Raw genomic sequence first — 25,052 nt, 5'->3', positions numbered from 1 at the left:
TCTTGGCACAAAAGCACTCGCGGGAGCGGCGGGTGATGGCGTCGGCTCCGACGGCTGCTCGGCGGGGTCGCGGGGCGCGCCGGGCTTTTCCCCGCGGCGTGCGAGTAGCCACCCGTGTTATCCGTCCCCGACCTCTTTGAATCGCGGCGGGACCGGTGGCGGACCCTCGCGCTCGCCGCCGTCGTCGTCGCCGTCGTCGCCGTCGTCGGAACGACGCTCGTCGACCGCTTTCCGTTCCTCGCCGACCCGACGGCGTTGCGGACGTGGCTCCTCGGATTCGGGGCGCTCGCGCCCCTCGCGTTCGTCGGCGTGCAAATCGCGCAGGTCCTCGTCGCACCCATCCCCGGACAGGCCCTCGGGTTCGCCAGCGGCTACCTGTTCGGCGCGCTCTGGGGGACGGTCTACAGCATGGTCGGCATCGTTCTCGGGACGGCGCTGGCGGTCGGCCTCGCGCGGGCGCTCGGCCGTCCGTACGTCGAGCGCGTCGTCACGCCCGAGGCGCTCGCCGTGTTCGACGACGCGATGGAGACTCACGGGCTGGCCGTCCTCTTTCTCGTCTTCCTCGTTCCCGGCCTCCCCGACGACGCCGTCTGCTTCGCCGCCGGCCTCACCGACGTCCCGGTTCGGAGGGTCGTCCTCGTCGCGGCCGTGGGTCGGCTCCCCGGTTTCCTACTCGTGAACCTCGCGGGCGCGGCCGCCGCCGACGGCAACGCCGAACTCACCGCGATTTTCGTCGGCGCGTTGCTCGCGGCGTCGGTCCTCGGCTACCTCTACCGCGACCGGCTCATGGGCGCGCTTGGGTCGCTCACTGGGTGAAAAGCCGGTCGTTGAGCCACACCAGACACAGGTTCGCGGCGAGGAACGGGACGAACGCGCCCGCGACCCAGCCCCACTCCGTGAGCCCGAGCGGGACGACGCCGAAGAGGTCGGCGACCGGCGTGTACAGGAGGACGAGGTGGAGCGCGAGCGACAGGCCGACCGCGCCGAGGAGCCACGGGTTCGAACGCGGCGACAGCCGGTATCGGAGCCGCACCGACTGCGTGCGGACCAACTCGGCGGTGACGAGGAACGTGAACAGCACCGTCTGGGCGACGACGAGGTCGCCGGACTGGTCGAGCGCGTAGAAGAACACGCCGAGTCCGGTCGCGGTGAGCGCGACGCCGATGCCGAGAATCGAGGCCATGGTCCGGCGGTCGAGGACGCCCTCGTCGCGGGGGCGTGGTGGTCTGCGCATCACGTCGTTCGACTTGGGGTCCGCGCCGAGCGCGAGCGCAGGGAAGCCGTCGGTGACGAGGTTGAGCCACAGGAGCGCGACGGGCGTGATGACGAGCGCCGACTCGGCCGCGAACACCTCGGGGAACAGCGCCGCGCCGAGGAGCGTCCCGAGGAAGACGACGAGCACCTCGCCGGCGTTCGCCGACAGCAGGTAGTTGACGAACTTGCGGATGTTGTCGAAGATGCCGCGGCCCTCCGCGATGGCGTCGCGGATGGTGACGAAGTTGTCGTCGCGGAGCACCACGTCCGACGCGCCCTGTGCGACCTGCGTCCCGCGGTCGCCCATGGCGATGCCCACGTCGGCGTTGCCGAGCGCCGGCGCGTCGTTGACGCCGTCGCCGGTCATCGCCACCGTGTAGCCCGCGTCCTGGAGCGCCCGGAGGATGCGGACCTTGTGCTCGGGCGCGACGCGGGCGAACACGTTCGTCTCCTCGACGACCCGGCCGAGTTCCGCGTCGTCCATCCCGGCCACCTCGGTCCCCGTGACGACCGAGTCGGCGTCGATGCCGACCTCGCGGGCGATGGCGCGGGCCGTCCGCGGGGTGTCGCCGGTCGCCATCGTCACCCGAATCCCGGCGTCGAGGCAGTCGGCGACCGCCTCGGCGACGCCCTCGCGCGCCGGGTCGGTCATGCCCTGGAGCCCGAGGAAGACGAGTCCCGATTCGAGCGTCTCGTCGTCGGCGTCGGGGTCGACGCCGGGCGCGTAGGCGAACCCGAGCACGCGGAGCGCGTCGTCGGCGAAGGCGGTCACGGTCGCTTCGACGCGCTCGCGGCGCTCGTCGGTGAGCGGCTCGATTCCGCCGTCGACGAGGACGCGGTCGCACCGCGCGACGATTTCCTCGGGCGCGCCCTTCACGAGCGCGACGGGACCGTCGCCGGGCGCGTCGAAGTCGTCCACGACGACCGACATCCGCTTTCGCTCGGAGGTGAAAGGGACCTCGCGGAGCCTGCCGTCGGGGTCGCGCGAGCCGTCGAGGCCCGCGTCGAAGGCGGCGGTCACGAGCGCGACTTCGGTGGGGTCGCCGCGGTGGTCGCCGCCGTCGAGCTCTTTGGTGTCGTTACAGCGGGCACCGCAGGACAGGAGCGCCGCGAGCGCCGGGTCCGGGCCGGGACCCGGGTCCGAGGCGGTCGCGGACGCCGAGTCTGCCGCGGCTGCCGCGTCGGTCGCGGCCGATGCGCCGCCGTTTTCGGACGCGGACGCGGCGACGGTCGACGCCGAGTCACCGTCCAGCTGGACCGTCCGGTCGTCGGGGAGCCACGCGCGGGTGACGGTCATGCGGTTTTCGGTCAGCGTCCCCGTCTTGTCGGTGACGATGTAGTCGACCGCGCCGAGGCTCTCGACGACCGCGAGGTTGCGGACGAGCGCGTTGCGCTCCATGAGCGTCCGCGACCCCAGCGCGAGGGTGAGGGTGACGACAGCCGGGAGGCCCTCGGGGACGGCCGCGACGGCGAGCGTGACGGCGACGAGGAGGACGACCACCGGGTCGGTGGCGGTGAGGAACAGCTGGACCGCCGCGATGAGCAGGATGAGCGCGACGATGCCGACGCCGATGCGGCGGCCGAGGCGGTCGACCTCGATTTCGAACGGCGTCTCGCGCTGGCGGGCCTGCCCGAGTTGGTCGGCGATGCCCCCGAGTTCGGTGTCCATCGCGGTGGCGACGACGACGGCCTCCGCGCGGCCCCTGACCACGGTGGTCCCGGCGTGGAGGACGCTCCCCCGGTCGGCCAGCGCCGCGTCGGCGTCGACCGCCTCGGCCGCCTTGTCGACCGGGACGCTCTCGCCGCTCAGCGTCGACTCGTCAGCGCGGCAGTCGGCCGCCGTGAGAATACGGGCGTCGGCGGGGACGGCGTCGCCCGCTTCGAGGACGACCACGTCGCCCGGCACGACCTCGGTCGCGGGGACCGCCCGAATCGAGCCGCCGCGTCGGACCGTCGCCTCCGGCGTCGCCATCTCCCGGAGCGACGCGAGCGCCTGCTCGGCGCGGTAGTCCTGTACGAACCCGAACAGACCGTTTCCGAGGAGGATGAGCAGGATGAGCGCCGCGTCGGTGTAGCCCGGGTCGCGGCCGGGCAGGAGGCCGACGGCGAGCGAGAGGCCCGCGGCGACGAAAAGCAGGAGGATGAGCGGCCCGGTGAACTGCGAGACGAGAAGCGAAAGCGGCGAGACGCCCTCCTCGTCGGCGAGTTCGTTCGGTCCCTCCTCGTCGAGTCGGCGGGCCGCGTCGTCGGGGTCGAGGCCGTCGCGGCTCGACCCGAGTCGCTCCAGCGCCGCCCCGCCTTCGAGCGCGTGCCACGGGACGCCCTCGCGTCCGCTCGCTTCCTCGTCCTCCCGACGCGCGGGTACCTGCTCGTGCACGGTTCGACCGAACGACACGAATCGACGTATGTCCACCGGCGATTTTCACCCCGCCGCAGTCGGCGGTACGATGAATACCGTTCGGGCCGCACGTTCGACCATGTGTGTGGTGTGTCAGCGTGTCTAATCGGGTGGCGGCATCGAGCGAGAGCGTCTGTCCGTACTGCGGCGTCGGCTGCGGCATCCGCTACGACGCCGACCGCGGGAGCGCAGTCGGGTGGGACGGCCCCGTCAACACGCGGGGTGAGCTCTGTCCGAAGGGGGCCGCGGCGTGGGACGTGGTCGAACACGACGAGCGCCTGACCACCCCGCTGGTGCGAGTGAACGGCCGGCTCGTCGAGGCGACGTGGGACGAGGCGTTCGACCGCATCGAACGCGAGTTCTCCCGCGTCGTCGCCGACCACGGCCCCGACTCGGCGTTCTTCTTCGCGTCGTCGAACTGCACGAACGAGGAGAACTACCTGCTGCAGAAGACGGCGCGGGCGCTCGGGACGAACAACGTCGACAACTGCGCGCGGCTCTGTCACGCCTCGACGGTGGCGGCGATGGGCGACCGCTTCGGCGCGGGGGCGATGACGAACTCGCTTTCGGACCTCGGCGAGGCCGACGTGTTCCTCGTGACCGGCGCGAACCCCGCCGAACAGCACCCGGTCATCTTCCGGTCGTACCTGCTTCCGGCGCTCAAGTCGGGGACGACGATGATTCACGTCGACCCCCGCGAGAACCAGACGACGAAGGCCGCCGACATCCACCTCCCGGTCGAGTCGGGGTTCGACATCCCGCTTCTCAACGCGATGGCCGCCGTCATCATCGAAGAGGGGCTGGTCGACGAGGCGTTCGTCGCCGAGCGCACCACGGGGTTCGAGGCGCTCCGCGAGCACCTCTCGGGGCTCGATATCGACGCGGAAGCCGAGCGCGCCGGCGTCGACCCCGACGACCTCCGAGCCGCCGCGAGAGCCTACGGCGAGGCCGGCCGCGCGGCCGTCTTCACCGGGATGGGGATGAGCCAGCACCACTGCGGCACCGACAACGTGCAGGCGCTCATCAACCTCCCGCTCCTGACCGGCAACGTCGGCAAGGCGGGGACCGGCGTCAACCCGCTCCGCGGGCAGAACAACGTGCAGGGCGCGGGCGACGTGGGCGCGCTCCCGAACGTCCTGCCGGGGTATCGCCCCGTCACCGACGACGACGCCCGCGCCGCCGTCGCCGACGCGTGGGGGTTCGAACCCCCCGCCCTGCCGGGGCTCACGGAGGTCGAAGCGACCCACCGCTTCGGCGACGAGGTGCGGGCGGCCTACGTCTTCGGCGAGAACCCCGCCGTGACCGAGCCGAACGCGAACCGCGTCCGCGAAGCGTTCGAATCCCTCGACTTCTGCGTCGTCCACGACGTGTTCCCGACCGAGACGACCGAATTCGCGGACGTGGTGCTCCCGGGAAGCGTCTGGGCCGAGAAGTCGGGGACGGTGACGAACACCGACCGGCAGGTCATCCGGATGAACCGGAACGTCGCGCCGCCGGGCGACGCCCGCGCGGACCTCGATATCCTCCGGGAGCTCGCCGCCCGCGTGGCCGGCCTCGACGCGCCCGCGACCCCCGAGGGCGTCTTCGAGGAACTCCGGCGGGTGACGCCCATCTACGCCGGGATGTCCTACGACGGCATCGGCGCGGGGAGCCAGCGCTGGCCGTTCCCCGAGGGCGCGACCGAGGGGACCGCAGTCCTCCACGCCGACGCGTTCGAATCGGGGTCGAAGACCGCCCCGTTCCGGGCGGTCGAACACGTGGACCCGGCGGACCCCGTCGCCGACGGCGAACTCGTCCTCGTGACGGGGCGGGTGCTCCAGCACTTCAACAGCGGCGCGCTCACCCGACGCTCGGGCGTGCTGATGCGGATGCGCGGCGAGGACAGCCTGCAGATACACCCCGACGACGCCGCCGCTCGCGGCATCGAAGAGGGGGCGACCGTCCGCGTCGAAAACGACCGCGGGGAGGTCACGGTGGCGGCCGAGGTGACGCCCGCCGTCCGCCGCGGGACCGTCTTCGCCACGTTCCACTACGCCGACCCGCTCGTGAACCGACTGACCGGCGACGCGCTCGACCCGGTGGCGAAGATTCCCGAGTACAAACACAGCGCCGTCCGCGTGACGGTCGCGCCGGTGGAGGGCGGCCGATGACTGAGGGCCCGTCTGCGCCCCCCGCGTCGCTCCCGACGCTCGCCGACGCCCTCGGCATCGGCCCGGACGACCTCGTCTGCGCTGTCGGCGCCGTCGGCGCGGGCGGCAAACAGTCGCTTCTCTCCCACCTCGCCCGCGACCTCGACGGCGTGCTCACGAGCACCGTCCGCATCTCCGTCTTCGACGACGAGGTGGCCGAGGTGGTCGTCACCGACACCCCCGAGACCGCCGTGGTGGAGACGCCGACCCGCCCGCTCGGCGTCGTCGCGGAGCGCGAGCGCCCCGACCGCTACCGCGGCTACGACCCGGCGACGGTCGATCGAGTCGCGCGCGCCACCGACGACGTGGTGCTCGTCAAAGCCGACGGCGCGCGCTCGCGCTGGCTGAAAGCGCCCGGCGAGGACGAACCGCAACTCCCCGACACGGCCGACCTCGTCTGCCCGGTCGCCAGCGTCCGGGTGGTGGGCGAACCGCTCACCGACGAGCGCGTCCACCGACCGGAACTCGTCTCCGACGTGTCGGGGACGGCCGTCGGCGACGCGATATCCGAGTGGGACGTGGCCGCCGTGCTGGCGAACGACCGCGGCGGGATGAAAGATGTGCCAGAGACGGCGCGGGTCGTCCCGGTCCTCGACATGGTGGACGACGAGCGGCTGGCCGAGACGGCCGACGAAATCGCCGGGTGGCTCTGCGAGCATCCCCGGGTCGAACGGGTGGTGGCGACGTCGCTGGCCGACGACGACCCGGTCGTCGGGTTCTACTGACACCCCGCGAGGCCGACACCCGCGAGGCGACTATCTGGCGGTCTCGCGGCCCGTCAGCTCGTCGAGTTCGAGCTCCACGAGGTGGAAGTCGAGGTCGTCGACCTCCTCGTCGAACACGCGGACGCCGCCGAACAGTTCGTTGATGGTCGCCGCGTCGGGGCGCTCGTCGTCCGGGAGGACCCGAATCGCCCCGCGGGCCATGACGCTCCACGAGTCCTCGCCCGCGTCCTCGTAGCAGACGAACGTCGCCTCCTCGGTCTCCTCGATGAACGCGAGCTTCTCGCTTCCGCCGTCGTCGGTCAGACGGAACAGGAGCCGGTCGCCGTCGGCGTCGTAGAAGACGTGCGCTGGAATCGCGTAGGAGCGGCCGCCGTCGGCCAGCGACAGCACGCCCGACGAGGCGTCCGCGAGGCGTTCGGCGACCGTTTCGGGGTCGGTCCCGACGGTGTAAACGTATCTGATATCTCGCATACGTGTCGTTCGCGCTCTCGTCACATGAAACGGTGGTGCGCCGAAGGCGGGTTCGCGGGCGTCGGGTCGAACCTCAGGGGAGATAGAACTGCGACTTGGGGAACCGCTTGCGAACCTCCGGGGGCGCGTGGCGGACGATGTGCACGTCGTGTGTGTCGTCGCTCGCGACGTTGCCGCCGACGCTGACCAGCGGGACGACGACGCGACCCGCGTTCTCGCTGCCGACGAAGACAACGGCCGCGTCCGCCTCGGACGCGACCGCTCTGAGCTTCGAGACGATGTTCCCCGGTGCGGGGTCTCGACCGACTGAAACGGCCCGAAACGACGCCGACGGCGCGATGTCGACCGCGGTTTTGTGGAGTTCTCCGACGACCGTCTGCCGGTCGAACACCTCCCGCGACGGGACCCACCCCGCCTCGACGGCGTACGCCGAATCGTCGGGGACGACGGCGACCGCGAGCACGTCGTGGCCGGTGGCCGACGCGAACTGCGCGGCCCTATCGAGCGCGGCGTTCGCCAGCCGAGAGCCGTCGTAGGCGACGAGGTACATGCGTTCCGGTCGTTCTGCGACCGTGATAAATCAGTCGTCGGCCACCGACTCGATTCGCTCGCCGGACGACGCGAGTCGGTCGAGCGCCTCCTGTGCGGCGTCGCTCACGTCGTCGGCGTCGCGGTAGGAGTCGCCGAGGCCCACCTCGCGGCGGTGCCACTCGCCGTCGGCGAACGCGAAGATATCGACCCACCAGTAGAGCGTCAGCCCCCGCGCGAACTCGGTGATGGTGACGCGCCGGTCCGAGTCGGGCGACTCGTAGACGGTCTTGGCGCTCGCCTCGTCGGTGTCCACGTCGGTCTCGACGGTCCACCCCTCCGGAACGGCGAGCGAGAAGGGGTCGTCTGTCATCATCGTTCCCGACGGGACGGAGCGACTTGATTGGTCCGCTTTCGGCGATCGTCTCGGAAAGGCGACTCAGTCGAGCGACCGCGCCGAGTTGGCGACGACGAGCAGGCTCGACGTGCCCATGGCGACGGCGGCGAAAAGCGGGTTGAGCACGCCGAGGGCGGCCAGCGGGATGGCGACCGCGTTGTAGCCGAACGCCCACGCGAGGTTGCCGCGGATGCGGCGGTTCACCCCGGTCGAAAGCGAGAACACCTCGGGAATCGCGTCGATGTCGCGGCCGACGAGCACCGCGTCGGCGGCGTCGCCCGCGATGTCCGTCCCCGTGCCGAGCGCGATGCCGATGTCGGCGGCGGCGAGCGCGGGCGCGTCGTTGCTCCCGTCGCCGACCATCGCCACGGTCCCCCGGGCGCGGAGGCGCTCGACCGTCTCGGCTTTCGCCTCCGGCGGGACGCCCGCGAACACGTCCGTCACGTCCGGGTGGTCGCGGAACCGTCGCGCGGCGCGCTCGGAGTCGCCCGTGAGAACGACGACCTCGCGGCGTCCCCCCGCGGCGACGGCGGCGACCACGTCGTCCCACGCCTCGCGCGGTTCGTCGCCGACGACGAGCACCGCCCGAGAGCGCCCGTCCCAGCCGACGACGACGGGAACCGCGCCCTCGTCGCGGGCGGCCTCGACGGCGGTCTCGTGGGCCGGCGCGAGCGTCACGCCCTCATCGCGGAGGAGGTCGGGGTGGCCGACGACGACGCGCTCGCCGTCGAGTTCGCCGGAGACGCCGCGGTCGTGGACGGTCACGTCGTCGACCGAAACGTCGGGAATCGTCGCGTTCGCGTCCCCCTCCTCGATTCGGTCTTCGGCCGCCTCGACGACAGCGGTCGCGAGCGGGTGCGCCGAAAAGCGTTCGAGTGCGGCGGCCGCGGCGAGCGCGGCGGGTTCGTCGTCGCGGTCGTCGCTCCCGTCTCCCTGCTCGCCAACGTCGCTCCCGCCCTCGGTCTCGCCGTCACCGACGACGCGGAGGACCGCCATGTCGCCGTCGGTGAGCGTCCCGGTCTTGTCGAACACGACCACGTCCACGTCGGGGACGGCCTCGAAGACGGCCTCGGAGGCGACGACGATGCCCCGGCTCGCGGCCTCCTTGATGCCGGAGGCGACCGCCAAGGGCGTGGCGAGGCCGAGCGCGCAGGGACACGAGACGATGAGGACAGTGAGGCCGACGAGGAGCGCCTCGGTCGGCGTGCCGCCGCGGACGAGCGTCCAGCCGAAGGCGACGGCGGCGAGGACGAGCACCGTCGGCACGAAGATGGTCGCCAGTTTGTCGGCGAGGCGCTGGACGCCCGAGCGGGCGCTCTGGATGTCCCAGAGCAGTTCGACCAACCGGTCGAGCGTGCTCGTCGCGTCCTCGCCGACCGCGACGACGAGCGGGCGGTCGGTGACGACAGTGCCGCCGAGCACGTCGTCGCCGGGGCGCTTCGTCCGCGGCATCGACTCGCCGGTGACGAGCGCCTCGTCGACCGCGGCGGTCCCCTCGCGAACCGTCCCATCGACCGGCACGCGCTCGCCCGGCCGAACCTCCACGAGGTCCCCCGATTCGAGCGCGTCGAGCGCGACCGTCTCGACGGCGGCGTCGCCGGGGCTGTCCGCCCCGCCCGCGACTCGCCGGCGGGCCTCCGAGACGCGCGAGGCCGCGAGGTCCGAGAGCATCCCGGCGGCCTTCCGCTTGATGCGGTCCTCGTAGTAGTTGCCGAGCGTGACGACGAGGATGATGGCGACGGTCACGTCGAAGTAGACGTGGGTCTCGCCGACGAGGACGGCGGCCGTCGAGTAGACGTAGGCGCTCGTCGCCGCCAGCGAGACGAGCAGGTCCATGTTCGGCTGGCCGGCGCGGAGGCTGACGAGCGCCCCGCGGAGGATGGGAAAGCCGGTGTAAAACAGGACGATGGAGGTCATCACCCAGATGTTGCCGAGGATGTAGATGCCGTCGAACACGCCGAGTTCGACGACCGGCTGGAAGCCGACGTAGGTCGGGTACAGAAACAGGACGTACCACAGCATCACCATCATGCCGAAGACGCCGCCGCCGATGACGAAGCGGGCGACCTGGTTGTCGGAGCGCTCGGCGGCCTCGCGTTCCTCTGGGTCGCGCGTGCCGTAGCCGTAGCGCGCGAGCGTCCCCGACAGCCCGTCCAAGTCGGCGGTTTCGGGGTCGTAGGTGACGCGGACCATGTCGTTGGCGTAGCTGGCTTCCGCGGCGTAGACGCCCTCGCAGGTCCGCGCGGTGCCCGAGACGAACGCCTCGCAGGTGGCGCAGTGCATCCCGTCGACGGCCATGTAGGTCCGCTCGGCGTCGTCGGGCACCGCGTCGGCCTCGCCCGCGAGTTCGCGCTCGACCGTCTCGGGGTCGGCGCTCGCGGCGTCGCCGAGCGCGCGGGTGATTTCGAGACAGCCGCGACAGCAGAACTCGCCGTCTACCTCGTCGCCGGTGACCGGCGGCGTCGGCGTCAGCAGTCCGCAGAGGTCACAGCCCTCGGCGTCGTCGCCGTCGCTCCCGCCGCCGGCCGACCCGCGGGACCGCGTCGTGGTCGACATCGTCACAACGGTTGGTAGAAGGGCACGTGAAGGTGCGGGACCGACACGCCCAGAAGCATCAGCCCGTGGGACAGCGGGATGTAGCCGAGGACGAGGAACGCCGCCCCGAGCGCCCGGTGGAGCGTCGCCCGCCGGCGCGCCGAGACGCGGCCCAGAAGCGTCCCGTAGAGGAACAGCGTCGGAATCGTCCCGAGACCGAGCAGGCCGAGGAGGGCGGCGGCCCGGAGCGGCTCGCCCGTCGAGAAGGCGTACAGGTACGCCGGGTAGATGATGGGACACGGGAGCAGGCCGTGAATCGCCCCGAGGCCGAGGATTCGAGGGCCGCCGACGAGGCTGTCGACGCGGGCGGTCGCCCACCCGCTGACGCGGCCGAACAGGCGGGTGACCGCGGCCGGCGTGAACCGGTCGATGGCGGTCGACCGCCCGACGAGGTAGCCGACGCCGGTGAGGATGATGGCGGCCCCGACGAGCAGACCGGTCGCCCCGCGGACGCCGCTGCCGACGGCGACCACCGAGTCGAACGCGTCGAAAAACAGGCCGCCGACGAGGGCGAAGACGGCCCCGATGGCCGCGTAGCTCAGCGCCCGCCCGACGTTGAACAGGGCGTGTTGGCGGACCTGCCGGAGCGTGAGCGACCGGCTGTCGACGCCCTCGCGGTCGGCGAGGCGGTCGGCGTAGACGCTGACGAGCGGGCCGCACATCCCGAGGCAATGTGCCCCGCCGAAGAGGCCGACGAGGAGGAACGCGATTGCCTCGGGCGTCGCGGCGGGCAGTCCGAGCGAGATGCCGCCGTCCATCTCAGGCGGCGTGTTCGGCGTCGGTCTCGTGGTCGGCGTCGCCGTCGTGGCCGTGTCCGCCCTCGGTCGGACTCATGAGGAAGTAGATGACCGTGGAGATGAGAAGCACGTTGACGGCCGTGACGACGCCCGCGAGGGGGTTCTTCGTCACGCCGAAGATGACCGCTGGCAGGAGCGCGAGCAGTGCGACGGTTCCGGCGCGCCGTGGCGTGAGTTCCATATCGGTCCATTCGCGACCACGGTGTTTCTGATTTCGCCTATTCCCACCGCGTTGGAATGGGGTGTTGCGTTAAAGTCCCGTTATTCCTCATGACCGGGTATGGCCGTTGATTCGACAGCAGAGGGAGCCGCGTCCTCTGCCGCGCGCACTTCCACCGACGGAGGCGTGCCAGCAAACGCGGATTCCCAAGGAGATTCCGGGCAGGCCGAGCCCCCGGTGGATTCTATCGTCGGGACGGCCGACGACGGCATCGTTCGCGAACTCGGACACGACGACTTCGACCCGGTCGGGACGCTCGTGCTCGTGCTCATCTACATGGCGATTCTCATCGGCATGTGGGTGTTCATGTACTTCGTCGAGTTCCTCGGACGGGGCCTCACGGTGGTTGGATAGATGGAGATACACGCCTACGAGAAACTCTGGTTGGCGCTGGCGCTCGTCCTCATCGTCGGGTTCATCGGGACGATTACGTACGGGGCCGCCGGCGCGGGCATCGACATGATAGACGACAAGGGCGGCACGGTCGACCCGGCGACGCTCGACCAGCATCCGAAGTTCGGCGACCCCGGTATCGAGCGGACCGGCGAGAACAGCTACGACGTGTACGTCGTCGCCCGCCAGTTCGTCTTCGAACCCGGCACGACGCAGCCGCTCCGCGTCCCCGCCGGGAGCACGGTCACGTTCCACGTGACCGCCGCCGACGTCATCCACGGCTTCGAAGTCGTCGGCACGAACGCGAACACGATGGCGATTCCCGGGCAGGTCTCGGAGTTCACCGTCGAGTTCGGCGAGCCCGGCGAGTACGGGTTGCTGTGTAACGAGTACTGTGGCTCCGGCCACCACGTGATGGAAGGGCAGATTGTGGTTATGGAACAAGAGAAATTCGACAGCTGGTACGAACAGCAACAGGCGGACGGGGAGGCTGAGAACTGATGGCGACCGCATCCGGCGGCGGCGAGTTCGTCGATAAGTTCCCAGACGAGGCGGCCATCGTCAAGGCGAGTTTCCTCATCGCGTTCGTCTCGCTCGGAATCGGCGCGTTCTTCGGCCTCATTCAGGCGCTTCACCGCACGAACGTCCTCCGCGTCATCGACTCGGCGGACTACTACACGGTGCTGACGGGCCACGGCGTGCTTCTCGCCATCGTCTTCACCATCTTCTTCCTCTGTGGGGTGTTCCACTGGGCGGTCGCCAGAAGCCTCGACCGACCCGCCGAAAGCGCGCTGTTTTCGTGGGCGTGGGTCGGCCTGATGACGACCGGCACGGTTCTGGCCACGGTCGCCATCCTCGGCGGCCTCGTCCCGAACCTCGGCATGAGCGCGGACGTGCTGTTCACGTTCTACGCGCCGCTGCAGGCGCACCCGATATTCTACATCGGCCTCGCGATGTTCATCGTCGGCACGTGGCTCGCCGGCGCTGACTGGTTCCTCTCGTACCGCGCGTGGCGGCGGGACCACGAGGACGAGCGCATCCCGCTACAGACGTTCATGGTCCTCACGACCATGATCATGTGGTACGTCTCCACCCTCGGCGTCGCCGTCTCGGTGGTGTTCTTCCTCATCCCGTGGTCGCTCGGCCTCATCGAGAGCGTCAACCCGCTTCTGACGCGGACGCTCTTTTGGTACTTCGGCCACCCCATCGTCTACTTCTGGCTGATGCCGGCGTACCTGCTTTGGTACACCGTGCTCCCCAAGCTCGCGGGCGGGCGGCTGTTCAGCGACCCCCTCGCGCGCGTGGTGTTCGTGTTGTTCCTCCTGCTTTCGACGCCGGTCGGGATTCACCACCAGTACCTCGACCCGGGCATCGCGGAGGGCTTCAAGTTCATCGCCATGACGAACACGATGTTCCTGCTGCTCCCGTCGTTGCTCACGGCCTTCACGGTCGTCGCGAGCATCGAACACGGCGCGCGTCAGCGCGGCGGTGAGGGCTACCTCCGCTGGCTCGGCGCGCTCCCGTGGCGCGACCCCGCGTTCACCGGGATGGCGCTCGCGGGCGCGATGTTCGCCGCCGGCGGCTTCTCCGGCATGATAAACGCCGGGATGAACATCAACTACCTCATCCACAACACGCTGTGGGTGCCGGGGCACTTCCACCTCACCGTCGGCACGGCCGTCGCGCTGACGATGATGGCCGGGTCGTACTGGCTCGTCCCGCAGGTCACGGGCACGAAGCTCTACAGCCGGCCCATCGGCCTCCTGCAGGTCATCATGTGGTTCGTCGGCATGGTGTTCATGTCGAACGCGATGCACCGCGCCGGCCTCGCCGGCATCCCGCGGCGCACCGCCGAACCGCAGTACCAGAACTTCGACTTCGTGACGCCCATCGGGAGCATCTTCGAGCTTCGGGTGCAGATCGCCCTCGGCGGGACGCTCCTGTTCCTGTCCGTGGTGCTGTTCCTGTTCAACATCCTCCTGACCTCGCTCGGCGAGGAGTCCGACCGGCCGGTCGACTCCCACCTGCCCGAGCCGCTTTCGGGGCCCGAGGGAAGCCCGCGCGTCCTCGACAACCTCGCGATGTGGACCGGTATCGCGGCGGTGCTCGTCGTGCTCGCGTACACGCTCCCGCTGGCCGGCATCATCCAGAACGGCGGCGGGCTGTTCGGCGGGGGCCTCCCCGCCCCGGCGACCGTCTCGGCCGGCTTCGACCTCGCGGCCACGACGGTCACGAGCGCGTTCAACACCCTCTGGGGGGTGGTCGCGTGAGGCTCACGAAGGCGCGGGCGCTCATCCTCATCGCGTTCAGCGTCCCCGTCGCCATCGAACTCCGCACGGTCGCGGGCTTCTTCAACGTGGAGCTCCCGCTCATCGCCGTGGCGGTCATCGAGTTCCTCTTTTTAGCCCTGCTGTTCGTGCTGTACGGGCTCTACGGCGAGGGGTCGGAGTCGGCGGCGTAACCGACGGCTCGACTCGCAGTTTCGACCCCCTGATTTTCCGGTTCGTCGCCGCGGTACCGTCGCGCGACGACCCGCGTACCGACATAAATCCCCCGCGATATCGGGGGAGACGCTCGGCCAGTTTCCCGGTCGTTGAGAAGCAGTCTCCGTTTATATTCCGTAGTCTCGCCTACGTCTAAGCGACCATGAGCAACCTCGACCTGATGAAAGCCGGCATCGGCCTCGCGGTCGTCATCGGCATCGCCCTCACGGCGGTCGCCGGCTACGCGCTGTTTACGACCCTCGGCGGCATCGAAGGCCTGACCGTCGCCCCCGAACTCCTCGTGTCCGTCCTCTTCGGCGGTCTGCTCGTCGCGGCCGCCGCGAGCGTCCGTCGGGTCGCGCCCAAGCCGCGCACCCGCGTCTGAGAGCGTCGTCACCGACCGACCACGGCTCCGCTGACTTCCGTTCTCCGCGACCCGTCCCGCCGAGCGGCCGCACCGGGCCGACGGTGACTATTCCTCTCGCATCGACGCCCGCCGCGCCGCCGAGGCGAAAAGCGATATCGCTCGAACACCAATAGAATGACATGTACCACACCGTCCTCGTCCCCACCGACGGCAGCGCCCGCTCCCGCGCGGCGGCCCGCCGGGCAATCGACCTCGCGAGCGCCTACGGCGCGGCGATTCACGTCCTCGCGGTCGTCGACGCCGGCGACCTCGGACTGTGGACTGCCGCTGACGTGCCGGTCGAGCGAGTGCGCGCGAGCCTCCGGGACGCCGCCGAGATGGCCGTCGAGGAGATTGCATCGCTCGCCGGTGACGCGGGCGTCGACTGCGAGACCGAAGTCCGCATCGGCGTGCCGTACCGGGAGATTCTCGACGCGGTCGCCGAGGCCGACACGGACCTCGTGGTGATGGCGACCCACGGGCGGACCGGCCTCGAACACGCGATTCTCGGGAGCACGACCGAACGGGTCGTCAGGCTCGCCGAGGTGCCGGTGTTGACCGTCAGAGAGTGAGCGCAGACTCGCTCGCTCGGAGCCGGAGCCGCTCGATCAGACTCAGACCAGCGCCCTGAGTCCGTCACGGAGCGCCCGTCGGCCGTAGACCGCGAGGCCGACGGCTCCGGCCGCGCCCAACAGGAGGGGAATCACGTCGAAGCCGTCGACCGCCAGTCGGAGCGCGCCCCAGACGAGGAACGCCGCGGCCTGCGCGACGTAGAACGCGAGGGTTTCGTTGAACGGGACGAAGCCGCCGGCGAGGAAGACCACACAGAGGAGCGCGATGCCGACCACGTCGGCGCTCATCGGCGGGAGCCAGCCGAAGGCGACCGCGCCGACGGCGAAGGCACAAAAGACGACGCCGACCGCCAGACGGAACGGGGCGATTTCGGCGAACAGCGACTTGTCCGGCGGAACGACGTTCGAACCGCCGTCGGCCGGTGTCGTAGATGTCGGAGGCACAGTCGCACGTTCGTCCGGAACTGTCAAAATTCTATTCTCTCGTGCGGCCGCGGTCCGCCTACTCCACGGGGATACGACTGCCGCCGCCGCCGCGGTCGCTCCGGTCGTCGCGGTCGACGGCGGGGCGCTCGTCGAGTTCGACGACGAGCGTCAGCGGGTCGCCCTCGCGGACGATGCCGACGGCGACGGGTTCGCCGGGGCGCGTCTCGGTGATGAGATAGCGCATCAACTCCTCGTGGGTGCGGACCGGGTTGCCCTCGATGGCGACGAGCACGTCGCCGCCGACGGGGATTTCCGTGCCGCGGTAGTCGGCCGTCCCGCGACAGCCGTGGAGGAAGCCCTCGTCCCCGTCGGAACCCGCGGCGTCGACGACGAGGACGCCGTGCGGCGCGTCGAGGTCGTTCGCGTCGGCAACCGTCGGCGTCACGTCGAGGGTGCGCGCCCGGAGGTACGAGTGGCGGTAGCGTCCGTCGGCGACGAGCGCCGGGAGGATGCGATTGGCGATGACCGGCGAGACGGCGAAGCCGATGTTATCGCCCTGCTTGGCGCGGTTGACGCCGACGACCTCGTAGGCGGCCCCGGCGTCGTCGGCGTCGGCGTCGCCGTCAGATTCCCCGGCGGCGAATCCCACGAGCGGCCCGCCCGAGTTGCCGGGGTTGATGGGGGCGTCCGTCTGGACCACGTCCGGGATGGCGAAGCCGTTCGAGGTGGGAAGCGACCGGTTCGCCCCGGAGACGATGCCCGCGGAGATGGAGCCGTCGAGGCCCAGCGGGTTGCCGAGCGCGGCGACCGACCGCCCCGGCGCGGGGTTGTCGGCCGCCAGTGGGAGCGCCGCGGCGTCGTCGGGCAGGTCGTCGACGGCGACGACGGCGAGGTCGGTGTAGGCGTCCGCGCCCACGACCTCGCCGACGCGCCACGACCCGTCGGCAAATCGGAGTTCGACCCGGCCGGCGTCGCCGGCGTCGGCGAGCCGCGAGACGTGCTCGTTGGTGACGAGATGCCGGTCGTCGTAGACGAAGGCGCTGCCCGCCCCACCGAGCCGGCGGCGGCCGCCGACGTAGACGGAGACGACCGAGGGGATGACGTCGCGGTACAGCGCTTCGAAATCGGGATGCGTTGGCATGGTGGTGCGACGGGGCGGCACATACCGCTCGGGCGTCGCTTACCTCGGGTTAGTGCCCAGTGGATTTGAGCGTGTCGCGTGGTGACAACGGACACGACTGTCACCCGCGGAACCCGGACGGAGGCGGCGGCCGTGGGTTGCCACCGAAGCGATGCCGCGAGGCCCCCAATTTAATACTATCTGTAGTAAACGACGAGACAGCAATGGTCGCACTCGACGTACACGAGGACATGCAACGACTCGCCGACAGCGGCGTCGTCGCGGTGATGCGCGGCGCGGACGCGGACACCATCATCGACGTGGCCGACGCGCTCCACGAGGGCGGCGTCACCGCCTACGAAATCACGGCCGACAACCCCGACGCGATGGACCTCATCCGCGAGGTGTCGGCGTCCTTCTCGGACCGCGAGGCAATCGTCGGGGCAGGGACCGTTCTCGACGCGCCGACCGCGAACGCGGCCATCCAGGCCGGCGCGGAGTTCGTCGTCGGGCCGAACTTCGACGAGGGCGTCGTCGAGACCTGCAACCGCTACGGGACGCTCGTCGCGCCGGGCATCATGACCCCGACCGAGGCGACCGACGCGTACTCCGCGGGCGCGGACCTCGTGAAGGTGTTCCCCGCGTCCTCGCTCGGCCCCGGCCACCTCAAGAGCATGAAGGGGCCGCTCCCGCAGATTCCGATGATGCCGACCGGCGGCGTCGGCCTCGACAACGCCGCGGACTACATCGAGGCCGGCGCGGTCGTCGACGGCGCGGGCGGCGCGCTCATGGACGACGAGGCAATCGAAAACGGCGACTTCGAGGTCATCACCGAGACGGCCCGCGAGTTCTCGAACGTCATCGACGACGCGCGAGACGACTGAGGGAGAGCGGGTGGTCGTCCTAATTTAAATAATAGAATATATAATATGTATTTAGCTATCCAAGACGAGATATAATATAATGACAAAAAGGAACGAAAGGACGGCCGTTTGGAATGGAATTATGTTTAGTTCTGAACCAAAATATAAAAATACAGCAATAAATAAACTAATCTTATCATACCCCTTCAGGTTATACGACTGACTATCTCCGCTTGGGCTGAGTTCGTTTCCTTCCATTTGCGTTAATCACTCCCCTGTGAGAAAATAACCATGCCGGATTTATGATTTCGGCTCCTGAGTACCCATCGATCTGCTTAGAGCTGGTTTCTTAATTTTAGTTTGGGGTATATTGTTTCCCGTTTCTGAGGTCTTCTTGTTCGTAGGCCGGAGATACGGTCCAGGAATCCTCCTCGTTAGTAATACCAAAACTGATTCCATCATCGGATATATTGGTATCTCCTAGACTTGCCGAATCATACAGCATTGAATAGGAGAAATATATCTCTCGTTCATTTAGGGGAACAGATGTGTCTGGATCAATATAAAGCGTCATGTAATCTTGTAGATCTAAGTCACCTCCGACTTCACCATCTCCAATTAGTGGATTCTGACCTTTGAAGTATAGGCCATTATACCGTGCAATAGCTCCCCCTTCTGGTGTTTGCTTTTTGCCAAGCTCAACCATGTCAGATCCAAAGCTATACCAACTCTCCCCATCTCTCTCCGGGGGTTTACTGTAGTGGTCTGGGTTATAGCCAATCTTAGCTATATCTTTTGGCTTTCCAGTATATGCATCATCTATACCACTGTTATCGAATGACCAGTGTAACTCTACTGCGTCATAACTACCAAGGCTGTAGTAAGTCATTGTTAGAGTAAGGTCTTTTTCCTCAAATCCCGAAATGATCTGTGTTGACGGGCCATCTGTACTTGAACCCGTTTTCAGGTCTACTTTTGTTGTTTTTTGTTCATTCCCGTATTCTATATCTTTATCATCGATGTATTTGAACCATTTATCAAGGCTCCAATCTTTTTTATCCCGCTTCTTCATGGCTTTGTCAAATTTCACCACGCTGTCTTCTTTCCCGGAACTGATTGTTGGGACCAAACCAACTCCAGCAGCTGCACCCATAGCTTGTAGAACAGTTCGTCGATTCGGTTGTTCTATGTTCTTATCAGACATCCAACTAGACTCTGACAATCAAAAACCATATTCATTTCTAAACAGTTGGAAATCCAATATGTGTTTCAGATCTGTAATGTTTATAATATCCATTGGTTCCCACGTATTAACTCTAAGAATTGGTCTTGATTAATATTGATTTGTTGTTATTATCTCCGTTCAATACCTTCCTCTCTGAAACAACCGCTGAGTAGGTGTGTGATACTTGTCGTGGCGGGGTTACTGATACAAGGGGTGCGGTAGACCCACAGTCTCATCCTAACAATTGTTCAATATGGATTGAGTCGAATAAAGGGACAAGGCGTGCTGTATACACTCTCTATTCTGCACGCAATTCAGCTCAGAAATCACGGGTTCCAACGGATCAAATCCCCTCGAACCGCCCGCCAATCGCTTCTTACCGAATCGACCGCACGCGTTCTTCGAACCCATCGGGAACCACGTCGGCGAGCGCGTCGGGGTCCGACTCGCCGTTGGCCGCGACGAGGTAGGCCGCGCCGTCGGCGTCGCCGTAGACGCGCTGGAAGTCGTAGACGAAGCCCCAGCAGTCGGTCGCCTCGGGAATCTCGTCGCTCTCGGTGAGGTACTCCACCTGCCGGACGACCGCGTACTCGACGAGTCGGTTGACCGCCTCGCCGCCCGGCGTGTCCGCGTCGAACACGCCGAGTTCGCGGGCCTCCTCGGCGAGCGGGACGAGCCGCGAGACGGCGGCTTCGACCGCCGGGGGCAGGTCCCCGACGCTCCCGTCGGTGACCGTCTCGTAGGCGGCCGTCACCGCGCCACAGCCCGTGTGCCCGAGGACGACGATATCTGTCGACTTGAGCGCCGACACCGCGTAGCCGACGGCGTCGTTGACGACGAGCCGCCCGTCGATTTCGGTCCACACCTGATTGCCGACGTTGACCGACGTGAACAGCTCGCCGGCCCTGTCGGCGCTCCAGACCGCGTCGGCGGGGACCCGAGAGTCCGAACAGCTCACCGAGACGACCGCCGGCGACTGCGCCTCGCGGACGCCCTCGAAGTGGTCGGCGGCGAGGCTCTCGACGTGTCGCGCGTTCCCGGCCAACAGCGACTCCAGCACTGTTCGCGTCATTGGATTACGTTGCACCCGCACGTCGATATAGCTCCCCGCTCGTCGCGATGTTCACCGCCGTCGGTGGGTCCTCTCGGCTATCGACTGTCATCGGCCGACTCGTCGCTCGCCTCGGTGTCGTCGTCGCCCGCCTCGACAGACTCGCCCCAGATGAAGGGGTCGTCCGGCTCTCGTTCGACCCCCGTCTCTGTCTCCGCCTCCGTCTCCCCGTCTTCGCCCTCGTTTTCGTCCTCGGTGGTCGTCGGCTCGGCCTCCTCGACGAACTCGGGCGTCTCACTCACGTCGGCCTCGTCGTCGGCGACCGCCTCCGAATCCGACGCGTCGGCGTCGCGGTCCGGTTCCGCGGCGCGGATGCCGAGGGCGGCCTGTCGGGACTGCCGTCGCGCCTCGCGTCGCGCCGAAAGCGCCTCGCGGAGACGGTCGTTCAGCGTCTCCCGAAGCTCCGCCGCGTCGGCGACTTCGATGTCGACCGCGGTCGCGTCGCCGCCGACGAGGGAGATGCTCCCCGCGGTGTCGGCCGTGACCGTCGAGACGCGCCAGCGGCGCTGGAAAATCGTCCGGCGCTCGATGACCGTCTGCACGCGGTAGTAGGGGACGAACCGCGTCTCGCGCTTCCAGAAGCCGTTGCGGGTGACGAAGTGGTCCTCGGTGAGCGCGTAGCCGCGGTGCCGCCACTGGAGCGCGCCGGCGACGACGGCCACCGGGACGAGCGCCAGCGGCACGAACCACGGAATCTCCTGCGGGAGAAACCGGTTCGCGCCGTAGAGCGCGAGCGTCGCCGCGCCGAGGACCAGCGAGTACCGGACGGCGTAGCGCCGGCGGATGCGCGTCGGCGGCCCCTCGAACGTCGGCACCTCGACGCCTTCGAGGTCGGCGACGAGGCCGAGCACGCGGTCGCGGGTCGCGAGCGGGATGGCCGCCTCGGAGCCGCGACCGCCGCTACCCGACCCGTTGGACCCGTCCGAACCGGGGGCGTAGCCCGCCGTCTCCACGAGGAGCGTCGCGTAGCCGAACCGGCGCTTCAGGGGGTTGTCCTCGACGGTGAGCGTCTGGAGCTTGTCGAGCGGAATCGACCCGTTGTAGCGCTGGAGGAGGCCGCGTTCGTACTGGAGTTCGTCGCCGACGCGGGTCAGCCGGAAGCCGTAGTAGTTCACCACCGCGGAGGCGAAGCCGGCGGCCCACGACACGAGCGCGACGAGGAGCACCAGCGCGACGATGCCGACGCCCGCGGCCGCGGCGCTCCCGGCGGGGACCGGTACGTCCACGTAGGAGGCGACGATGGGGAAGGCGGTCGACCCGAACACGAAGACGAGGCCGGGGAGTCGGAGGTCGAACGACAGCGCGCCGACGATGGCCAACTCCCGCGGCGTCAGTTCGAACAGCAGTTCCTGTTCGGGTTCGGGCGCGTCGCCGTCGGTGCCCCCGCGCTTCAGGCGGGCGACCTCCGACTGGATGCGGCGGGCCTCCTCGTAGCTGACGAAGCGGAGGCTGCCTTCGGTCTCGCCGCCGCCCGCGGTTTCGAGGTTCACGGCGGCGATGCCGACCAGCCGCTGGGCGACGTTGCGGGAGATGTCGACGTTCTGGATGCGCCGGTAGGGAATCTCGCGGTTGCGCCGGGAGAACACGCCCGACCGGATGTCCAGGGTGTCCGGCGTGAGTTCGTACTCGAACCGGCGGAAGTAGGCGAGTTCGTAGCCGGCGATGCCCAGCACGGCGACGCCGACGAGCGCGACGGCCCCGAGGCCGCCGAGGAAGCCGCCGAAGGCGGTCCCGCCGGTGAACGCGAAGAACGCGAGCGCGAACACGATGCTGGCGCTGCGCTGGACCGCCCGATAGGGCACCGAGAGCGGCGACAGCCGGGTCATACCGCGTCGTCGCCCTCGGACGCGATTGCGAGGCGCTTCAGTCGGTCTTGAAGGTCCTCCGCGCCCTCGGGGGTCAGCCCCGGAATCGACACGTCGGCACCGCGGGAGCCGGCGGTGTAGACGACGGTCGACGCGAGGCCGACGAGCCGTTCGAGCGGGCCGCGGGTCGAGTCGACGTGCTGGACCCGGACGAACGGGACGACGGTGTTGACCTTGGTGAGGACGCCGCGCTGGAGGTACAGCGAGTCGTCGCGGACCTCGTAGCCCCACGCCCGATACCGGAGCAGGGCGACGGCGACGCCGACGACGAGGACGATGACGCCGACCGCGACGGGGACGTACGCGGGTATCGAGACGGGGCCGAACATCGTCACCGCGGTCGCCACGCCGCCGACGACGAGGGCGAACACGACCGCTCGGGCGACCCACAGAAGACGGATACGGGGGTGGAGGCGATTCACGGGAATCCCTCCGAGCGCGTGAACATCGTATACTCCGGCGTCTCCTCGAACGGATAAATAACTGTGGCCGCGACCGAATCGGCTTACGGGGTGGCGGCGAGCCGGCGTTCGACCCGTCGGGTCGCGGTGTCGAGCGTCGAGCCGACCGCCGCGAGCGTCGCAAGCACCGGGTACCGGACCGACAGGTCGGCGTAGAGGAACTCCGTCACGTCCGGCACCAGCGCGGAGAGCGCCCGTCGGTGGTGTGAAATCGTCTCCTGTCGCGCCGCGACGAGTTCTTCGAGTCGCTCGCGGAGCGCCGATAGCTCCTCGTAGAGCGCCAACAGCGCGTCGAAGCCGCGTTCGGAAAGCGGCGTCCGATCGAGGTCGCCGAGCCGGCCGAGGAGGGCTTCGATATCGTCGCGCATCGACGCCACCGACTCGGCCTCCTCGTCGACGACCTCGACGAACCGCTCGCGCTCGTCCAGCGACGACGCGGCCGCCGCGGCGACCGTGCGCCGGAGCGGCGGCGACAGGACGCTCGCCGACCGGAACGCGGTCGCCACGTCCGGGCCGAACTCGGCGGCGAGGCTCTCCTCGAAGTCGTCGCCGTACTCCTCGTCGTAGTGCGGGACGGACATCACGGTCCGCTCGTAGCTCCGGCGCAGGCCGGAGAGCGCGGCGTCGGTCCTGTCTCGCCCGCCCCGCTGGCCCACGAGCGTCGCGGCCGCGGGGGCCTGATTCGGAGTCGACGCCGTCGCCCGCGACGCGACGACCTCGCGGCGGAACGCCCGGAACGCCTCGCGTTCGTCCACGCAGCGGCGGCGCTCGGCGCGGAGTGCCTCGCGGGCGTCGTCGAGGCGGTCGAGGCTCACCGCCATCGAACCGCCCCCGGAACGTCCGAGCCGACGACCCGTCTCGGCGGCGTCCGCTCGTCGACGAGCGGGAGCGCAGACAGCTGCCCGCGCTCGGCGTGCGCGGCGATACCCTGCCCGTGGGCGGCCCCGGCGGCGGCGAGCGTGTACGCCTCGGCCATGCCCTTCGGTCCCGCGAGCGGGACGAGTCGGACGGTCGTCCCGCGGCGGTCGACGTCGACGAGGATGAACGCCTGCGGGAACGAGCAGGTCGCCGGGGCGATGAGTTCGCGGACGCCGGCTCGCACCGCCGTCGCGGGCCAGTGGATATGTCCGGAGAGCACGAGCGGCGCGTCGTGGCGCGCGAGCACCGCGGCGAGTTCGTCGGCGTTGCGGAGCTGGTAGAAGTCGGCGTCGGGGAACTGGCCGGTGTGGCGGCGGGGGTGGAAGACGTTGTGGTGGAGGACGACGACCGGGGTCGTCGCGTCAGCGAGGATCGTGTCGAGCCAGCGGAGTTGGGAGTCGGGAACGGCCCCCTCGTGGGTGTCGGTGAGCGAGAGGTTCGGGCCGCCGCCGGCGGAGTCGAGGCCGACGATGTCGACGCCGCCGACCCGGCGGACGAACGGGAGGGCGTCGTCAGCGTAGCGCGCCGCGAACTCGGCCGGCGTCGGGGCGTCGTAGTCGTCCCAGCGCTTCGGCACGTCGTGGTTGCCGGGAACCGCGACCCGCGGCCCCGGCAGGTCGCGGAGGAGTTCGTCGACCACGTCGTACTCCTCGGGGCGGCCGTCGCGGGTCAGGTCGCCGAGCAGGACCGTCGCGTCGACGTCGAGGTCGGCGATGGTCGAGACGGCGGTCCGAAGCCGCGTCTCGCTCCGGTGGTAGACTTTCCACGTGCCGGAACCCGTCGGCGTGACGTGCGGGTCGGCGACGACCGCGAGCCGGGTCGGCGTCTCCGAGACCGGTCGTGCGAGGCGCGCGAGCACCGGACCGGGACCGCGCTCGGCCGACCTCCCGACCGGCGTCTCCCCGATGGTCAGCGGGGCGTCCGGGCTCATCGGTCGATGGTCCGCGTGAACGTCCCCAGCGCGGTCTCCCGGTGGACGCGTATCCGCCCGGTCTCGGGACACAGCTCGATTCGAAGCGGCGACTCGGTGGCGCGCGTCTCGTCCCCGTGCATACACGTGGACTCACCCGGACCGAGCCCATAAACATATCGTACAGAATATATATTTTCTAACGTAGATATAGATACTCTACGGAGCCCTCGGGAGTCGGTGCCGGCGTCAGTTGAGGAGCAGGCCGGCGTCGACGAGGAGCAAGACGGCGACGAGCGCGGCACCGAGGTAGAACGGCGCGGCCTTCTCGGCCGGCGTGCGGACCTTCTTTTCGGCGAGGCCGTCTTTCGCGCGGGCCCGACCGACTTCGACGAGGCCGGTCAGGACGAACCAGAGCGCGAGCATCCCGAGGACGAGGTGGCCGCGGCCGGAGCCGAACAGGCTCTCGGCGGTGTAGCGCGTGCCGGCGAGGTGGCCGCCGGTGGCGAACATCACGAGCGAGGCCCCGCGGGACCACATCGTCAGCCGCGAGACGACCGATTCGAACGCGGCGGCGCGGATGTTCCCGGCGCGGGCGGTCGGCAGCACGGCGAGCGCGAAAAAGAGGACGCTCCCCGTCCAGAGACCGCCGACGACGAGGTGGAGCGTTGCCATCACGGTGTCGATGAGTGCCATGTCCGTCGGGTTAGTTCAGCGATGCTTGA

27 protein-coding genes are annotated in these 25,052 nt (G+C 68.8%); 10 read left to right on the top strand and 17 right to left on the bottom strand.

Going from position 1 to position 25,052, the window contains the following annotated elements; all coding sequences use genetic code 11:
• Positions 1-114 precede the first annotated feature (114 nt).
• A complete protein-coding gene (locus BN996_RS10165) occupies positions 115-816 on the top strand; it encodes a TVP38/TMEM64 family protein (RefSeq protein WP_089778737.1) in 702 nt (233 codons plus the stop codon).
• Here BN996_RS10165 and BN996_RS10160 read toward each other — a convergent pair.
• Complete coding sequence (locus BN996_RS10160) at positions 806-3,667, bottom strand: cation-translocating P-type ATPase (RefSeq protein ID WP_089778735.1); 2,862 nt, start codon at positions 3,665-3,667, stop codon at positions 806-808. The genes BN996_RS10165 and BN996_RS10160 overlap by 11 nt on opposite strands.
• A gap of 95 nt (positions 3,668-3,762) precedes the next feature.
• On the opposite strand from BN996_RS10160, the gene fdhF reads away from it, so the two are divergent.
• Both fdhF and yqeC read left to right on the top strand, forming a co-directional pair.
• Entirely contained in the window at positions 3,763-5,802 is a 2,040-nt protein-coding gene (gene fdhF, locus BN996_RS10155; RefSeq protein WP_089778732.1) for a formate dehydrogenase subunit alpha, read from the top strand.
• Complete coding sequence (yqeC, locus tag BN996_RS10150; RefSeq protein WP_089778730.1) at positions 5,799-6,566, top strand: selenium cofactor biosynthesis protein YqeC; 768 nt, start codon at positions 5,799-5,801, stop codon at positions 6,564-6,566. The genes fdhF and yqeC overlap by 4 nt, the downstream gene beginning before the upstream one ends.
• A gap of 30 nt (positions 6,567-6,596) precedes the next feature.
• Here the strand turns inward: yqeC and BN996_RS10145 are convergent, their stop codons facing one another.
• The 6 genes from BN996_RS10145 to BN996_RS10120 all read right to left on the bottom strand — a co-directional run bounded on the left by BN996_RS10145 (position 6,597) and on the right by BN996_RS10120 (position 11,535).
• A complete protein-coding gene (locus BN996_RS10145; protein WP_089778728.1) occupies positions 6,597-7,037 on the bottom strand; it encodes a pyridoxamine 5'-phosphate oxidase family protein in 441 nt (146 codons plus the stop codon).
• Between the two features lie 73 nt (positions 7,038-7,110).
• Positions 7,111-7,587 carry a universal stress protein gene (locus BN996_RS10140; protein ID WP_089778726.1) on the bottom strand — a complete coding sequence of 159 codons (477 nt, stop codon included), beginning with the start codon at positions 7,585-7,587 and terminating at the stop codon, positions 7,111-7,113.
• Positions 7,588-7,617: 30 nt separating this feature from the next.
• On the bottom strand, positions 7,618-7,938 hold the full coding sequence (locus tag BN996_RS10135) for a hypothetical protein (RefSeq protein ID WP_089779906.1): 321 nt from the start codon (positions 7,936-7,938) through the stop codon (positions 7,618-7,620).
• A 66-nt stretch (positions 7,939-8,004) separates the two neighbouring features.
• On the bottom strand, positions 8,005-10,518 hold the full coding sequence (locus BN996_RS10130) for a heavy metal translocating P-type ATPase (RefSeq protein WP_089778723.1): 2,514 nt from the start codon (positions 10,516-10,518) through the stop codon (positions 8,005-8,007).
• 2 nt (positions 10,519-10,520) lie between these two features.
• On the bottom strand, positions 10,521-11,315 hold the full coding sequence (locus BN996_RS10125) for a sulfite exporter TauE/SafE family protein (protein WP_089778722.1): 795 nt from the start codon (positions 11,313-11,315) through the stop codon (positions 10,521-10,523).
• A gap of 1 nt (position 11,316) precedes the next feature.
• The gene (locus BN996_RS10120) at positions 11,317-11,535 is read right to left on the bottom strand and encodes a DUF8131 family protein (RefSeq protein ID WP_089778721.1); all 219 of its coding nucleotides are present in this window, start codon (positions 11,533-11,535) and stop codon (positions 11,317-11,319) included.
• Between the two features lie 165 nt (positions 11,536-11,700).
• On the opposite strand from BN996_RS10120, the gene BN996_RS10115 reads away from it, so the two are divergent.
• The 6 genes from BN996_RS10115 (at position 11,701) to BN996_RS10090 (ending at position 15,428) form a co-directional block, all read left to right on the top strand.
• Complete coding sequence (locus BN996_RS10115; protein ID WP_089778719.1) at positions 11,701-11,928, top strand: hypothetical protein; 228 nt, start codon at positions 11,701-11,703, stop codon at positions 11,926-11,928.
• The gene (locus BN996_RS10110; RefSeq protein ID WP_089778717.1) at positions 11,929-12,468 is read left to right on the top strand and encodes a cytochrome c oxidase subunit II; all 540 of its coding nucleotides are present in this window, start codon (positions 11,929-11,931) and stop codon (positions 12,466-12,468) included.
• Complete coding sequence (locus BN996_RS10105; protein ID WP_089778716.1) at positions 12,468-14,237, top strand: b(o/a)3-type cytochrome-c oxidase subunit 1; 1,770 nt, start codon at positions 12,468-12,470, stop codon at positions 14,235-14,237. Before BN996_RS10110 ends, BN996_RS10105 begins: the two co-directional genes overlap by 1 nt.
• Positions 14,234-14,428, top strand: a complete 195-nt coding sequence (locus BN996_RS10100; RefSeq protein WP_089778714.1) for a CbaC protein — start codon at positions 14,234-14,236, stop codon at positions 14,426-14,428. Before BN996_RS10105 ends, BN996_RS10100 begins: the two co-directional genes overlap by 4 nt.
• A 185-nt stretch (positions 14,429-14,613) precedes the next feature.
• A complete protein-coding gene (locus tag BN996_RS10095; RefSeq protein ID WP_089778713.1) occupies positions 14,614-14,835 on the top strand; it encodes a hypothetical protein in 222 nt (73 codons plus the stop codon).
• Between the two features lie 161 nt (positions 14,836-14,996).
• A complete protein-coding gene (locus BN996_RS10090) occupies positions 14,997-15,428 on the top strand; it encodes a universal stress protein (RefSeq protein WP_089778709.1) in 432 nt (143 codons plus the stop codon).
• Positions 15,429-15,470: 42 nt separating this feature from the next.
• On the opposite strand, the gene BN996_RS10085 is transcribed toward BN996_RS10090, so the two are convergent.
• Together BN996_RS10085 and BN996_RS10080 are read right to left on the bottom strand one after the other, a co-directional pair.
• Complete coding sequence (locus BN996_RS10085; protein ID WP_089778707.1) at positions 15,471-15,872, bottom strand: hypothetical protein; 402 nt, start codon at positions 15,870-15,872, stop codon at positions 15,471-15,473.
• Positions 15,873-15,930: 58 nt separating this feature from the next.
• A complete protein-coding gene (locus BN996_RS10080; RefSeq protein WP_089778705.1) occupies positions 15,931-16,995 on the bottom strand; it encodes a S1C family serine protease in 1,065 nt (354 codons plus the stop codon).
• A 203-nt stretch (positions 16,996-17,198) separates the two neighbouring features.
• Here BN996_RS10080 and BN996_RS10075 point away from each other — a divergent pair, with 203 nt between their 5' ends.
• Positions 17,199-17,858, top strand: a complete 660-nt coding sequence (locus BN996_RS10075; protein ID WP_089778703.1) for a bifunctional 4-hydroxy-2-oxoglutarate aldolase/2-dehydro-3-deoxy-phosphogluconate aldolase — start codon at positions 17,199-17,201, stop codon at positions 17,856-17,858.
• Positions 17,859-18,192: 334 nt separating this feature from the next.
• On the opposite strand, the gene BN996_RS19770 is transcribed toward BN996_RS10075, so the two are convergent.
• From BN996_RS19770 to BN996_RS10045, 8 genes are all read right to left on the bottom strand, one after another.
• Positions 18,193-18,990, bottom strand: a complete 798-nt coding sequence (locus tag BN996_RS19770) for a hypothetical protein (RefSeq protein ID WP_139043116.1) — start codon at positions 18,988-18,990, stop codon at positions 18,193-18,195.
• 448 nt (positions 18,991-19,438) lie between these two features.
• Positions 19,439-20,134 carry a carbonic anhydrase gene (locus BN996_RS10070; RefSeq protein WP_089778701.1) on the bottom strand — a complete coding sequence of 232 codons (696 nt, stop codon included), beginning with the start codon at positions 20,132-20,134 and terminating at the stop codon, positions 19,439-19,441.
• A 77-nt stretch (positions 20,135-20,211) separates the two neighbouring features.
• Positions 20,212-21,999 carry a PH domain-containing protein gene (locus BN996_RS10065; protein ID WP_089778699.1) on the bottom strand — a complete coding sequence of 596 codons (1,788 nt, stop codon included), beginning with the start codon at positions 21,997-21,999 and terminating at the stop codon, positions 20,212-20,214.
• Positions 21,996-22,409: a PH domain-containing protein gene (locus tag BN996_RS10060; protein WP_193310953.1), complete on the bottom strand. Its 414-nt coding sequence runs from the start codon at positions 22,407-22,409 to the stop codon at positions 21,996-21,998. The genes BN996_RS10065 and BN996_RS10060 overlap by 4 nt, the downstream gene beginning before the upstream one ends.
• Positions 22,410-22,543: 134 nt before the next feature.
• Positions 22,544-23,320, bottom strand: coding sequence for a DUF7260 family protein (locus BN996_RS10055; protein WP_089778695.1), 777 nt, complete (start codon positions 23,318-23,320; stop codon positions 22,544-22,546).
• Positions 23,311-24,348: a metallophosphoesterase family protein gene (locus BN996_RS10050; RefSeq protein ID WP_089778693.1), complete on the bottom strand. Its 1,038-nt coding sequence runs from the start codon at positions 24,346-24,348 to the stop codon at positions 23,311-23,313. The genes BN996_RS10055 and BN996_RS10050 overlap by 10 nt, the downstream gene beginning before the upstream one ends.
• Complete coding sequence (locus BN996_RS20675; RefSeq protein ID WP_264371807.1) at positions 24,345-24,470, bottom strand: hypothetical protein; 126 nt, start codon at positions 24,468-24,470, stop codon at positions 24,345-24,347. Before BN996_RS20675 ends, BN996_RS10050 begins: the two co-directional genes overlap by 4 nt.
• A 106-nt stretch (positions 24,471-24,576) precedes the next feature.
• On the bottom strand, positions 24,577-25,023 hold the full coding sequence (locus BN996_RS10045) for a hypothetical protein (RefSeq protein ID WP_008573466.1): 447 nt from the start codon (positions 25,021-25,023) through the stop codon (positions 24,577-24,579).
• Positions 25,024-25,052 lie beyond the last annotated feature (29 nt).

The organism is Haloferax massiliensis, from assembly GCF_001368915.1.
Taxonomy (GTDB): domain Archaea; phylum Halobacteriota; class Halobacteria; order Halobacteriales; family Haloferacaceae; genus Haloferax; species Haloferax massiliensis.
The sequence above is the reverse complement of the archived record's forward strand: the minus strand, read 5'-3'. Positions and strand labels throughout refer to the sequence as shown.

Bases quoted from the DNA above. Each gene is read 5' to 3' on its own strand.
- yqeC (WP_089778730.1), top strand. From the start codon at position 5,799: ATGACTGAGGGCCCGTCTGCGCCCCCCGCGTCGCTCCCGACGCTCGCC.
- BN996_RS10145 (WP_089778728.1), bottom strand. From the start codon at position 7,037: ATGCGAGATATCAGATACGTTTACACCGTCGGGACCGACCCCGAAACG.
- BN996_RS10140 (WP_089778726.1), bottom strand. From the start codon at position 7,587: ATGTACCTCGTCGCCTACGACGGCTCTCGGCTGGCGAACGCCGCGCTC.
- BN996_RS10135 (WP_089779906.1), bottom strand. From the start codon at position 7,938: ATGACAGACGACCCCTTCTCGCTCGCCGTTCCGGAGGGGTGGACCGTC.
- BN996_RS10130 (WP_089778723.1), bottom strand. From the start codon at position 10,518: ATGTCGACCACGACGCGGTCCCGCGGGTCGGCCGGCGGCGGGAGCGAC.
- BN996_RS10125 (WP_089778722.1), bottom strand. From the start codon at position 11,315: ATGGACGGCGGCATCTCGCTCGGACTGCCCGCCGCGACGCCCGAGGCA.
- BN996_RS10120 (WP_089778721.1), bottom strand. From the start codon at position 11,535: ATGGAACTCACGCCACGGCGCGCCGGAACCGTCGCACTGCTCGCGCTC.
- BN996_RS10110 (WP_089778717.1), top strand. From the start codon at position 11,929: ATGGAGATACACGCCTACGAGAAACTCTGGTTGGCGCTGGCGCTCGTC.
- BN996_RS10105 (WP_089778716.1), top strand. From the start codon at position 12,468: ATGGCGACCGCATCCGGCGGCGGCGAGTTCGTCGATAAGTTCCCAGAC.
- BN996_RS10095 (WP_089778713.1), top strand. From the start codon at position 14,614: ATGAGCAACCTCGACCTGATGAAAGCCGGCATCGGCCTCGCGGTCGTC.
- BN996_RS10090 (WP_089778709.1), top strand. From the start codon at position 14,997: ATGTACCACACCGTCCTCGTCCCCACCGACGGCAGCGCCCGCTCCCGC.
- BN996_RS10080 (WP_089778705.1), bottom strand. From the start codon at position 16,995: ATGCCAACGCATCCCGATTTCGAAGCGCTGTACCGCGACGTCATCCCC.
- BN996_RS10075 (WP_089778703.1), top strand. From the start codon at position 17,199: ATGGTCGCACTCGACGTACACGAGGACATGCAACGACTCGCCGACAGC.
- BN996_RS19770 (WP_139043116.1), bottom strand. From the start codon at position 18,990: ATGGGTGCAGCTGCTGGAGTTGGTTTGGTCCCAACAATCAGTTCCGGG.
- BN996_RS10070 (WP_089778701.1), bottom strand. From the start codon at position 20,134: ATGACGCGAACAGTGCTGGAGTCGCTGTTGGCCGGGAACGCGCGACAC.
- BN996_RS10065 (WP_089778699.1), bottom strand. From the start codon at position 21,999: ATGACCCGGCTGTCGCCGCTCTCGGTGCCCTATCGGGCGGTCCAGCGC.
- BN996_RS10055 (WP_089778695.1), bottom strand. From the start codon at position 23,320: ATGGCGGTGAGCCTCGACCGCCTCGACGACGCCCGCGAGGCACTCCGC.
- BN996_RS10050 (WP_089778693.1), bottom strand. From the start codon at position 24,348: ATGAGCCCGGACGCCCCGCTGACCATCGGGGAGACGCCGGTCGGGAGG.
- BN996_RS20675 (WP_264371807.1), bottom strand. From the start codon at position 24,470: ATGCACGGGGACGAGACGCGCGCCACCGAGTCGCCGCTTCGAATCGAG.
- BN996_RS10045 (WP_008573466.1), bottom strand. From the start codon at position 25,023: ATGGCACTCATCGACACCGTGATGGCAACGCTCCACCTCGTCGTCGGC.